General features: G+C 42.8%; 10 protein-coding genes. 2 read left to right on the top strand and 8 right to left on the bottom strand.

Annotation, left to right across the window (positions count from 1 at the left end):
• The first annotated feature begins 59 nt into the window (after window positions 1–59).
• Window positions 60–1,094 carry a PorP/SprF family type IX secretion system membrane protein gene (locus AABK40_RS07930; protein ID WP_332919202.1) on the top strand — a complete coding sequence of 345 codons (1,035 nt, stop codon included), beginning with the start codon at window positions 60–62 and terminating at the stop codon, window positions 1,092–1,094.
• Window positions 1,095–1,210: 116 nt separating this feature from the next.
• On the opposite strand, the gene AABK40_RS07925 is transcribed toward AABK40_RS07930, so the two are convergent.
• Complete coding sequence (locus AABK40_RS07925; protein ID WP_338396700.1) at window positions 1,211–3,256, bottom strand: M3 family metallopeptidase; 2,046 nt, start codon at window positions 3,254–3,256, stop codon at window positions 1,211–1,213.
• Between the two features lie 205 nt (window positions 3,257–3,461).
• Between AABK40_RS07925 and AABK40_RS07920 the strand changes: the two genes are divergently transcribed.
• Window positions 3,462–3,743, top strand: coding sequence for a hypothetical protein (locus AABK40_RS07920; protein ID WP_332919204.1), 282 nt, complete (start codon window positions 3,462–3,464; stop codon window positions 3,741–3,743).
• Between the two features lie 42 nt (window positions 3,744–3,785).
• Here the strand turns inward: AABK40_RS07920 and AABK40_RS07915 are convergent, their stop codons facing one another.
• The 7 genes from AABK40_RS07915 to AABK40_RS07885 form a co-directional block, all read right to left on the bottom strand.
• Window positions 3,786–4,793, bottom strand: coding sequence for a universal stress protein (locus tag AABK40_RS07915; protein ID WP_338396699.1), 1,008 nt, complete (start codon window positions 4,791–4,793; stop codon window positions 3,786–3,788).
• Window positions 4,794–5,088: 295 nt separating this feature from the next.
• Window positions 5,089–5,445, bottom strand: coding sequence for a hypothetical protein (locus tag AABK40_RS07910; protein ID WP_338396698.1), 357 nt, complete (start codon window positions 5,443–5,445; stop codon window positions 5,089–5,091).
• Window positions 5,446–5,918: 473 nt separating this feature from the next.
• Window positions 5,919–6,293 carry a hypothetical protein gene (locus tag AABK40_RS07905; protein WP_332919207.1) on the bottom strand — a complete coding sequence of 125 codons (375 nt, stop codon included), beginning with the start codon at window positions 6,291–6,293 and terminating at the stop codon, window positions 5,919–5,921.
• A gap of 904 nt (window positions 6,294–7,197) precedes the next feature.
• A complete protein-coding gene (gmd, locus tag AABK40_RS07900; protein WP_338396697.1) occupies window positions 7,198–8,307 on the bottom strand; it encodes a GDP-mannose 4,6-dehydratase in 1,110 nt (369 codons plus the stop codon).
• A 147-nt stretch (window positions 8,308–8,454) separates the two neighbouring features.
• Complete coding sequence (serA, locus tag AABK40_RS07895; protein WP_332919209.1) at window positions 8,455–10,353, bottom strand: phosphoglycerate dehydrogenase; 1,899 nt, start codon at window positions 10,351–10,353, stop codon at window positions 8,455–8,457.
• Between the two features lie 99 nt (window positions 10,354–10,452).
• A complete protein-coding gene (locus AABK40_RS07890; RefSeq protein WP_338396696.1) occupies window positions 10,453–10,689 on the bottom strand; it encodes a hypothetical protein in 237 nt (78 codons plus the stop codon).
• A 300-nt stretch (window positions 10,690–10,989) separates the two neighbouring features.
• Window positions 10,990–12,744, bottom strand: coding sequence for an ABC transporter ATP-binding protein (locus tag AABK40_RS07885; RefSeq protein WP_338396695.1), 1,755 nt, complete (start codon window positions 12,742–12,744; stop codon window positions 10,990–10,992).
• Window positions 12,745–12,749 lie beyond the last annotated feature (5 nt).

Raw genomic sequence — 12,749 nt, 5'->3', positions numbered from 1 at the left:
AATAAATCAGGACAAAATAGCCGTAATCTTACGCTTGTTCTGGTCACAAATATCAACCTATGAGGCAAAAATGTACAATCATTATTATTTTGCTGAGTGCACTATGCTGCCAAAAACTTCAAGCGCAGGATTTTCTGTTTTCTCAGTTCTATAATGCCCCTTTTTATATAAACCCTGCCTTTGTTGGCGCGACTCCTTACCACAGGGTAACGATGAACAACCGTGTGCAGTGGCCGCAACTACCACAGGCGGTGCAAACCCATGCCGTTTCGTGGGATTATAATGTCAGGAAACTGAATAGTGGTTTCGGTATTATGGCTACTTCAGACCGTATCGGTACGGCTAACCTGGCCACCAACCAAATGAATTTTATGTACTCCTATATGTTGCGGATTCAGAATAAGCTGATTATCCGCCCAGGTGTCTCGTTTGTTGCGGGTTCCCGAAGTTTGGACATGGATAAGCTGATATTTGTGGATGGGGAAGGTACTTATCCTATTCCTCCCGACATTAAGAATAACCTTGGTACCTACAACAGCTTCGATGTGAATACTGGCGTAGTGGTTTACACTCGGAATTTGTGGTTCTCAGGTGCCGTTTATCATTTGGCGCGTCCCACTTTATCTTTTCAGGAGTCGGGAATCAGTTCCATACCTATCCGTTACACTTTTGCCGTAGGAGGGAATTTCAAGATTAAGGAAAACGTTTTCAACTCCAAGCTTCGGAGCCTGGCAGTGTCACCAAGTATGATTTATGAGCGTCAGGGGGATTTTGAAACCCTTTCCGCAGGGATAAAATATTACCATTACCCAGTAACGATCGGGATGTGGTACCGTGGGGTGCCGATTCCTTTTTATCCTGAAGCAGTAAGTAATAATCAGGCACTTGTCATGACGATGGGCTTGACTTATGATATTTTTGAGTTCGGCTACAGTTTCGATTTCGGGCTCGGAGGTACGGGAAGTAAAAGTTTCGGTGGTGCCCATGAGGTATCCATCAAAATTTTGATCAAGCGACACCCACTGAAAAGAAACCGTGATAATTATAAATCACTGCCTTGTCCAGCATTCTATAAGGAAGAGCTGTTTTATTAAAATTGACGACCAACCGACTAAGGATATAGGGGGAAGGAGCTGAAGCTTCCCCAAAAAAAGCCACCGTTTTTCAACGGTGGCTTTTTGTATAGTAGGCCGATGGTATTCAACACGCACTAAGCTTTCGCTAATCCTGCCCGTTTTAATAATGCATCAGTCTTGGGTTCATGTCCTCGGAACCTTTTGTACAGGATCATCGGGTGTTCGCTGCCACCTTTAGAAAGCACATGCTCTTTGAACGCCTGAGCAGTTTCAGTATCGAAAAGCCCTTTTTCTTTGAAGGCTTCAAATGCATCAGCATCCAGAATTTCTGCCCATTTATACGAATAGTAACCTGCCGAATATCCTCCCTGGAAAATGTGGCTGAAGGCGGTACTCATGCAGGTGCCTTCGACCTTTGGGAATAATTCCGTAGCAGCCATGGCCGTTCCTTCAAAATCAGCCACCTTCGTGTCCTCATTGGGAACAGTACCGTGCCAGGCCATATCGAGGAGCCCGAAGCTGATCTGTCGCATGGTCTGATATCCCTCAAGGAAGTTGGCCGAATCTTTAATTTTCTGAATTAATTCCATAGGGATATTCTCCCCCGTTTCATAATGCTGAGCAAACAAGTCCAGACATTCTTTCTCATAAGCCCAGTTTTCCATCACCTGACTCGGAAGCTCCACAAAGTCCCAGTAAACACTCGTGCCAGAAAGGGTGCTGTAGGTCGTGTTGGCCAGTAAGCCGTGTAGCGCATGGCCAAACTCATGAAAGAGGGTGGTGACCTCGTTGAACGTCAGCAGGCTTGGCTTGGTGGCCGTTGGTTTGGTGAAGTTACAGACAATCGAGATATGTGGACGTTGCTGCTGACTATTTACATTCGATTGATCTCGGTAAGAGGTCATCCAAGCACCATTTCGTTTTCCTTGTCGTGGGAAAAAGTCCGCATAGAACAAACCGACATAGCTGCCGTCGAGATTTTTCACCTCATAAGCGGTAACCTCTTCATGATACACGGGGATGTCTTTTCGTTCGCTGAAAGTGATGCCATACAAGCGTTTGGCCGTTTCAAAAACGCCATTGACTACCTTCTCCAAAGAGAAATAAGGCTTCAATACCTCATCATCAATGGCGAATTTTTCCTTTTTCAATTTCTCGGCGTAATACGCCCAATCCCACCGCTGAAGGTCGCCTTCCAATCCATTTTTCTGCGCAAAGGCACGCACCTCAGCGACCTGCTCTTCCGCAACAGGTTTGGCCTTTTCCATTAAATCCTGTAAGAAAGCGGTTACTGTTTGCGGTGTGCCCGCCATTCTTTCTTCGAGGGTCAGGTCAGCATGGGTGGCATAGCCCAAAATCTGTGCTTTCTCGTGGCGAAGGCGCACAATCTTTTTGATGATTTCCTGATTGTCGAGTTCATCACCCTTGAATGCTTTTTGACCTGAAGCCATAAAGAGCTCTTCTCGCAATTCTCTATTGTCGGCATAGGTCATCAAAGGAATGTAAGAAGGGTATTGCAGGGTGAGTGCATATTGGCCTTCCTTGCCCTTTTGTTTGGCCTCTTCCGCAGCAGCTTCCAAGGCGAATTCTGGGAGTCCAGTCAAGGCTTCTTTGTTGTCAATGAATTTGACATATTTATTGGTTTCAGCCAATACATTTTCTCCAAATTCCAGGGAAGCCTTAGAAAGCTCCGTATTGATGACCGTTAAGCGTGATTTGTCCTCTTTGGACAAGAGGGCACCATTTCGGACAAAGCTTTTATATGTTTTCTCTAATAAGGTTTGCTGTTCAGCAGTAAGCGATGATTTATCGGTATGGTCATGCACCTGCTTTACTTTTTCAAATAAGGCTTCGTCCATGGAAATCTCATTGCTGTAAACGGTCAGCTTGGGAGCAAACTCCTGTGCTATCTTTTGAATTTCCTCATTGGTTTCTGCGGAATTCAGATTGAAAAAGATCGATGAGACTCGGCCTACCAATTTCCCTGCCTGATCCAGTGCTACGATGGTGTTCTCAAAGGAAGGCGTTTCTTTTTGCGTTTTGATCATCTCGATGTCGGCCTTTCCCTGACGGATGGCCTCCTCAAGCGCAGGCAAGAAATGTTCCTCTTTAATCTGATCAAATGGGATCGCTTCTAAAGGGTGCTCGAAATGCGCTACTAAAAGTGGGTTATTTGTCATGTCTAAATATTCAATTTGGGAATGATTCCAAAAATAGGATAGTTTATCCAAATTTTACGATTTGCAAATTACAAAAGATCATTAATTCGTGCTTTTGTCCGACTTATCTTCTGTTGGCAAGGGATTATGAGCGAAAGGTGAACCAAACCTTACTTCAGTAAGTTATTGTTTAGTAATCAATCAAATTTATTATTAAACCATAGGTATGCGAAAAAAATTACAAAGCACCGCAGTATTGATTTTTGTGATGCTCTTTTCCACGGGTGCGGTATTCGGCATTGGTGTTGATGAGCGAAAGTCAAAAAGAAAAAAGAAGAAAAAAGAAAAAACGGAGTGGAAGAAAATCAAGCAAGAACAACAGTATGACCGTTCTGGTTTTCCGATCAATTCAAATAAAGGCGTGGAAGCTGGCGAAGAGTTAAGGCCTTATGTGGAATTTAAAAAATTCTGGAAATCAACCATGCCCGCAAAACCTTTGCGAGCATAAATTGATTGAAGTTATTTTTTGTGTGCTTAAGTTGCCATTCGATTACAGTTTGAAGAGTGCATCGAAGAAACCGATATTTTTTGTTCGGTCTTTAATAATAAATAATGGCTGGCGGAGTTCGTAGGCCAATAATCGTTCGGCGACATCGCCGAGAATCAGGCTTGCCAAAAAGGAGCGGCCTTCCGTTCCTATGCAAATAGCAGAAGCTTTGATTTGTTGCGCATAGCGAGCAATCACTTTTGCCGAGTCCCCCTCAGGGTCGTGAATAAACTTGCAATTCACGGCCGACCTTTCAGGGATTCTTGTCTTTTTGAAAAAATCCTCAAATGCTCGACGCCGTCCCTCGGCAATAGAATCTATCCAGTCTTTATAGTTCATTCCTGTATGAAAACCATTGATAGGAGCACTGAAAACGTGCAGGCAGTCAATCTTTGGGTTGTTAGCAGACTGAAATGAAATCTCATAGGCTTTCTCCATGGCCACTTTTGAGGCATCATTAAAATCCACGGGCACAATCACGTGAGAAATAGTCGCAGGTAGGTTTTCGGGAATAATGAGCATGGAACAGGGGGACATGTTGGCGACTTTACGCACAAGATAGCCACTGCTTTCTTTTTCGACAATGGGCGAGGAGGTCAAGAATTCTATTGGATGGCTGTATTTCAGTGCTTCCTCAGGAACGGGTTTAGGGGAGGGGTCAGGTCGGAAGCGTTTTTTTCCAATGGCGATCAGGTCGATCATTTTATTTTTAGCATAAGTAACAATGGTTTCCGCTTTGCTTCCATGTTTTATTCTAAAGTGTATTTGCGTAGGGTGATCTTTGAAGTGTTCGGCAACACCTGTTGCGAATTTACTTTCAAGGAGTTCTTCAATGCTTTGGCCAGTGCTATAGCCAGGCTCTTTAGTCCAATGATCTTGTGGAATGACGTGCAGGAAAAATATTTCCTCGACGTCAACCATACGGGCAATGGCAGAAAGGAAGGTGATAATTTGCTCGTCCTGTGCGGAAAAGTCAATAGGGGCAAGTATTCTTTTTAGTTTATAGTACATCTGGCAGGTTCTGGAATAATGTACTTAAAAAACCTTCCTGAGATTCCTTTGTTCTGCAATGACGCAAAAAAGGCACTGTCAATAACTGACAGTGCCTTTTATAATCTATTAAGCGATTGAGCTTTTATTTTAATGCGTATCAAAATTGAATTGCAGGTAGGTGATCCGTGTTTGCCGACTTGTATCGGGTGGTATTTTGATTTCTTAACCACTGAGGATAAGCCTTTTCTTTTTATGTCCAGCCAAGGGAATTTGTTCACTCTCAGGGCTGTAGTGCAAACCGATGATCGGTTACCTATTTCATCAAGCTATTGATAATCTCCGCCAAATTTTCTTTGTTGAAAACCACTTCGTTGGTATTTGCACCATCATTGATTTTGATGGTTTCGAAACCCATCGCGTTATGGCGAACGATTCCTCCAAAATAGCGATATACTTTTGCTTTGTAGTTCAGGTTGTCAATCTGATTCAGATCTATTACCGTATTCATATTTTCATTAATCTCACCAGCCTTGGCAATTTCCAAAGTCTTGCTTGATTTGTTGAAAGCTACAACGACTGAACTTGATGATGCAGTGTTGTTGTTATGAGCCATTGCAGTTGATCCGATTACTGTAAGGCAAGCCACGATGAATAATTTTAAAGCTCTCATAACGGTAAATTTAAAGTATAAAAAAAATTTTTGAAGTCCTTCGCAGAACGTTGTTTTACTGTTTCGATGTATCAAAGGTAAGTAGGATTTTTAGATTAACAAACCCTTAGAATGGTGTCTAAAATTGACATTCTGACAGTGGGTCATTTTGCGATATTTTCTATGGTTTAACACCAATAACAGGGGTTAGAAAAAGGTTGGGGTCTTTAACTAAGTTATAAAATTTTTCAAAAAAATTTACCTTATTATGATTGTCATAAAATTGATAGGTAAACATACTCGAAACTTGCGAAGTTGGCAATATAGACGATATATGTATTTCTACCATGTATGGGACTTTCCAGCACTGCTGATTATACAGTGTGGGAAAAGGGTTAGCGTGGTGTGAATAGGATTTTTTGCATAAAAAAAACTCCTGCGATGTCTCGCAGGAGCCTCTAATGCTTATCCTTTAACCTTATTACTTTCTTCTTTTAGTTGATTGCTTTCTCCACCAGTTGAGATAAATTTTGGCGGGTGAAAGGAACCGTTGTTGTTGATCCATTTTTGCTGTAACGGATCGTTGCAAATTTTTCTGTTTCGGCTTTCAGTAAACCACCGAAGTAACGGTAGATTCTTGTGCGGTACGCCAGATCATTTGCTTTGTTCAAGTCGATCATTGTATTGTAATCTACGGTCGTGTTTTGCTGATCAGAAATCACCAACTCATTGTTGGTGTGATCAAAGCTCACGATCATTAAATTCATGTTCGCCTCCGCTACAACTTCATTGGCAGTAGATGGTGGAGTAGTAGCGTAAGCACTCCCGCTTAATAAGAATAATGCTACTAAAATTTTGATGGCTTTCATGACCGTACAATTTAAAATTCAATGTTCAACTGTCATCGCTTTGTTTCTCTCTGATGACATTACAAATGTACATAGTAATTTATAAAGGGCAAACTTTTCATTTTATCATAAAATTCAGCCCGTCAGCCTATATTTTGCAATAATGATAAAGACCAAAATTTATTTGGTTTTGGCGTAGTTTAAGAATGAAAATTTCGATTTGTGATTCAAAAGTAGACTAAAAAATTTTTAAAATATTTTAAAAAAAGTTTGATATATGTGGCTCGTGTTAATAATATCGGTAAATATCGCCTGTTGTTTATGATAATGTTAATTCAGTGGGTTTTTAGTGTTGATTTGATAATGAATGGCCTACTGTATATATATTCTGTGAATGGGAGGCTTGTTCTATTGATGATTCGGTAATATGCACCTGTAGAAGCATAATTTTGCTTTTATTGTAAAATATTAATATTCTAATATTTATGACAATTGTCGTACTTTGTGTATTTGGGTTTTTAACCTGCTGATTGGGGGTTTTTAAGGCTTATTCAAAAGAAAATTTGGGAATGGTTATAGCGGTGAAATAAAATTCTGATTTTTCTGTTTTTCAGAGAGTGTGTTAATTTGTATTGTTGATTTTAGCTTCTTAAAAAGGCTTTTTGAGGGAGTATCGTAATTTTCGCTCGTCATATTGAGGTCATATTACGACCTTCATAATATGGGAGTGCAGTTGATGGGGGGAGAGCGATATGGATGGTGCTCGGAGCTCAGAATTTCAATGTGCTTTTGGGTGCTGTCTAAGCTGCTGATTTCAATTGGATCGCCTGATGCCTGTTTTCGGCACAAAAAAAGAGCCCCTTTCGAGACTCTATATAAAGTGGTGGCTAAAATTTGAAGCCGCCCCGTAGTGTTGTATCAATCGTTACTCATATTGTCGGTACACCTTGTGGCCGCCATTTTCGAGGAACTGATCTCGTTTGAACACCTCAAGGTCGTTGCTGACCATATCCTTGACAAGGCCATCCAAATCATACTCAAGTGTCCAACCCAGCTTGTCAATTGCTTTAGAAGGGTCTCCGATCAGTAGTTCCACTTCTGTGGGTCTGAAATATTTTGGATCGACCTGAACCACTGTCGCTCCCTTTTCGAGCTGATATTCTCCATTACATTGGACTACTTTTCCAACCTCGTTAATACCTTCCCCTTCAAAAGCAATTTCGATCTTCAGTTCAGCAAACGTCTTTTGAATAAACTCCCTGACCGTGGTGGTTTTCCCCGTGGCAACAACAAAATCTTCGGCTTCATCCTGCTGAAGCATCAGCCACATTGCCCTAACGTAGTCTTTGGCATGTCCCCAGTCCCGTTTGGCGTCAAGGTTACCCAAAAAGATGGTGTCTTCTAAGCCGAGGGCAATTTTGCAGGCTCCGCGAGTAATTTTACGGGTAACGAAGGTTTCGCCTCTCAAAGGAGATTCATGATTGAACAGGATGCCGTTGCAAGCATACATTCCGTACGCCTCGCGATAATTAACGGTAATCCAGTAGCCATACAGTTTGGCCACTGCGTAAGGGGAGCGGGGATAAAAGGGCGTGGTTTCTCGTTGTGGGATTTCCTGCACCATTCCGTAGAGCTCCGACGTGGAGGCCTGATAGAAACGGGTCTTTTTTTCCAGCCCTAACAGCCTGATGGCTTCGAGAATTCGCAAGGTGCCTGTTCCGTCTGCATTGGCGGTATATTCTGGGGTGTCGAAGGAGACCTTCACATGGGACATGGCGCCGAGGTTATAAATTTCATCGGGCTGAACTTCCTGAATGATTCTTGTGAGGTTCATCGAGTCTGTCAAATCGCCATAATGCAATTTCAGGCGGACATTTTTTTGGTGTAAATCCTGATAGAGGTGATCGATCCTGTTGGTATTGAACAGAGAACTTCTTCTCTTAATCCCGTGAACTTCATATCCTTTTTCGAGCAATAATTCGGCGAGGTAGGCGCCATCTTGGCCCGTGATGCCCGTGATCAGTGCTTTTTTCATAGTGGGGGAGTGGGTTAAGTGATTACTTCAACCCCGTATCAGTCGATGCAATATTGAAAGTCATGAATTCAAGAAAAAAATAAACCCTGACAGGCAATGAGTGTGCTGGCAGGGTTTGTCTATATTTTTTGCTTATTTTATCATGGCTTAATATAAAACTCTGAAGCTGATCGTATCGGGGATGTTTTTTAAATCCTCTACGACTTCCGCATCATATTGTTTATCAATCGCCGTGATCAGGTAACCGATTGACTCGTTGGTTTTAAGGCTTTGCCCCAGGATGTTACACTTATGTTTGGCGAATACCTGGTTGATGTTGGCCAAGATTCCTGGCACATTGCGGTGAATATGCATCAGGCGGTGGGCGCCATCAATTTTCGACAGCTTAATTTCTGGGAAGTTGACACTGTTAAGCGTCTCTCCAGCATTGATATAATTAATGAGTTTTGAAGGAACGAAAGCGGCAATATTTTGCTGAGCTTCCAATGTCGACCCACCAATATGCGAAGTCAGGATGGTGTTTCGGCAACCTATAAGGATCGACTCGAAGGGGTCTTTATTGCTGCGTGGTTCGGTCGGGAATACATCCACAGCGGCGCCGAGGATTTTTCCGTTGTCAATGTACTTTTTCAGGGCATTAACATCCACAACATGGCCACGGCTCAGGTTTAGGAATACCACGCCATCTTTCATGATGCTGAATTGCTTTTCGCCGAAGACATTCTTATTGTCTGGACGCCCATCTACGTGCAGGCTGACCACATCAGAAAGGCGCAGCAACTCTTCAAGCGTTTCGCACTTGGTTACATTACCCAAAGGCAATTTTTCTTCCAGGTCATAATAATAAACATCCATACCCGCTGCTTCCGCCAAAATGCTCAGCTGTGCACCAATATTTCCGTAACCAATAATGCCGAGTTTTTTTCCACGGATTTCAAAACAGCCCTCAGCAGTTTTGCTCCATTTTCCAGAGTGCATGCTCATCGAAGCGTCGAACACATTTCTCATCAGCATGATGATCTGCCCCAAAGCCAACTCCACTACCGAGCGTGTATTTGAATATGGTGCGTTGAAGACTGCAATACCCTTTTCAGTACAGGCAGGCAAATCGATCTGATTGGTTCCAATACAAAAAGCACCCACTGCTACCAGGCGGTCTGCCGCTTCAATGACACGGCGGGTAAGTTGTGTTTTCGATCGTAAACCGACAATCGACACCCCTTTAATGCGCTCAATCAGCATGTCCTCATCCATCGCTGCGGCATAGGTTTCTACATCGAAACCTTCATCACGCAGGCGTTCTTCCGCAGATTTATGAACGTTTTCAAGCAGTAAAATTTTAATACGCGATTTTGGATAGGAAACAGCGCCTTCAATACCTAAATCAAACAGCACCTCATCCAACGATGGGGCGATGTGATCTGCGACAGCGGTTACCTTCTCACGGCTAACATTCCCCGTAAAGGCATAAAACTTGGTCGCCAAGCCCGCTTCTTTAATTTCATAATCCGTATATCCGTCACCAATCACATAAACAAATCCCTCAAGGCTCAAGGCTTTGGTAACCTTTACTTTTCCTTGATTTTTACTCAAAGGATTTTCCTTGTTCATCCCAATAATACGATCCTCAGGGCCGTAGATGAAACGGTTGGCGTAAATATTGGATTCAGGAATGCCGTACTCTGCCACCACTGGGGCAATCAGGTCAATAAAGCCATTGGAAACGATGAATATTTTATCGGCATGGTCTTCGAGAAATTTGCGGTTGGCGCGAAAGGATTCCGTTACCAGTCCTTTAAGTTCTTCGACCGTTTCAGCCACTAATTTGCGGTCACCTTTAAGGAAATTAAGGCGTTTGTTGATGGATTCTTCAAAGGTGATCTCGGCGCTCATTCCCTGATCAGTGATGGCCCTGAATTGCTGACTTAAATGCGCTGCTTCAGATTCATCTTCACGAGCAAAGGCCTTCTCGGCCATATAGTCCAAAGATTCAACTTTTATAAAGGTGCTATCGAAGTCGATGATAAAATTGTGTTCTGTTTCCATGGGTTAGGCAATTGGTGTTTTATTTATGAATTGAGCTAATTTATGATAAAATATCAAATATTATTCAATTCTGTTTGATATTTTCAAGCGGGTAGGTGATTATTTCAATATTTCGAAACGGTGAATTTTGAATTTTTTGTGCAATGAAATCAGGTGTTCTTGAATGACGGCCGCCTCCGTGACACCACTCTGTGGGTTGTATTCTATCTGAAAAAGTTTCTCTTCGAATTCGTAACTGCTCAGAGAATAGCAGGGGATTCTGCGGTGCTGATCGACCGATAAAGGAATGGCGTTGCCGTGCTTTTTAATGACAATTTTTAGGATAACCGTTTTCATGGCACGAAGGTAAGGAAGTTTGTAGGAGATTTTCAAGGATTATTTTTGACCATGATTGGTATAGACGTTATTCTTAACGACTCACGTAACTATTTGAGTAAATCAAAGGGAAGCCTTCAAAATCAGCATTTTGTTAGACGTTAAAAATAATGTCTCTACAGGATAATCTGCTAACTTAATAACATTGGGTCAGCCCGTAACGATGATCTATATTCCTTTATCTCTTCCGAATAAGAATCATGGTAATCCTTTAAATCAAGGAAATCATGGTCTTAAAATACCGATTTTGTGTGACAATATTTATATCCTACTCTGATAGGTAAACAGCTGATGGTATCGCCCTTGCTTTTCAATCAATTGCTGATGGTTGCCACTCTCAATGATTTGGCCGTCTTCCATCACCAAAATGTTGTCGGCCTTTTGGACGGTACTCAGGCGGTGAGCAATTACGAGGGTGGTTCGCCCGTGCATCAGTTGGTTCAAAGAGGCTTGGATCAGGGCTTCGCTTTCGGTGTCAAGGCTTGAGGTAGCTTCATCCAAGATCAAGATTTTTGGGTCGGCAAGGATCGCACGGGCGATGGCGATTCTTTGACGCTGTCCGCCCGAAAGTTTGATGCCTCTTTCGCCGATCAGTGTTTCGATACCCTCATCAAATCGGTCGGTGAATTCATTGACATAGGCGGACTTGATCGCATTTTGCAGTTCGGCATCTGTGGCGTCCTGTTTTGCGAAGATGATGTTTTCTCGGATCGTTCCTTCAAATAAAAAGTCTTCCTGCAATACCAATCCCAAATGTTGGCGATAGGCATCCAGTTCGATTTCTTTCAGATCAATGCCATCGATGCTGATGTTGCCGTCGGTGGCTTGCAGAAAGCTTGCGGTCAGTCCAGCGATGGTCGATTTCCCTGCACCCGAACTCCCGACCAATGCGGTTACACTCCCTGCCGGCATATCAAAAGATACATTGTGCAATACTTCTTTTCCTTCTTCGTAAGCAAAACTCACCTGATCAAATACCAAATGTCCGTTGGGTCGATCGAGTGTTTTGTTGCGGTCTTCCTCTTCGCCTTCTTTGTCGAGTTTGAACAATTCTTCCATGCGGTCCAGTCCTGCAAAAGCTTCGGTGATTTGTGTGCCGATCGAACTCATCTGAACAATCGGAGCGACCATAAACCCGAGGTAGAGCGTGAAAGCAAAAAAGTCTCCGATGGTCATTTCTCCACTGATGATGCGATAGGCACCCAAGCCCATGATGCCCGTCGATGCCAAGCCCAGTAAAAGGGTAGAAGAGGAGGTGATGATGGAGGTGGAGATCAATGATTTTTTGACATTGTTAAACAAGCGGTAGGCACCTTCCTCGAAAATGCTGATTTCAAAATCTTCGCCGTGGAAGCCTTTTACCACCCTAATTCCTCCGATAGATTCGGTCAATCGACCTGTAACTTCGGCTTTGATTTTGGATCGTTCCCGAAAAATCGGACGGATGTATTTGAATGCTCGCATGGAGATCAGGGCGAAAAGCCCCAAAGGGATTAAGACATAGGCGGTCAGGCTTGGAGAGATATTGATCAGCAAGAATAATGATAAAACGGCGGTTAAGAGTCCTCCGATAAGCTGTACTAATCCTGTTCCAACCAAATTTCGGACACCCTCTACATCACTCATGATGCGGCTGACCACCTCGCCCGACTTGGTATTATCGAAATAATCCAAAGGTAATTTGATTACTTGCTGATGTACTTTGATGCGCAATTCAGCGATTAATTTTTGTGCCTCGACGCTTAATAATTGGGTAAGGAAAAAAGAGGTCAGCGCCTGCACCAATACGGCTGTTCCAACGGCTATCAAAACATATTTCAATAAATCAAGGCGTTCAGGTGTAATGACTTCGTCGATGAGTTGCTTGGATGCTGCAGGCAAAACCAATCCAGCTAAGCGGTTAATCACAATCAAAACCAAGCCGAGAAAAAGGATTTTTCTTCTTGGGTAGATGATCTCTTTAAAGGCGTATTTAATAGAATTGATCGAGGCTTTTTTCTTTTTAGGTGCGGTCACTTTGG

It is taken from the genome of Persicobacter psychrovividus (genome assembly GCF_036492425.1).
Taxonomy (GTDB): Bacteria; Bacteroidota; Bacteroidia; order Cytophagales; family Cyclobacteriaceae; genus Persicobacter; species Persicobacter psychrovividus.
The sequence above is the reverse complement of the archived record's forward strand: the minus strand, read 5'-3'. Positions and strand labels throughout refer to the sequence as shown.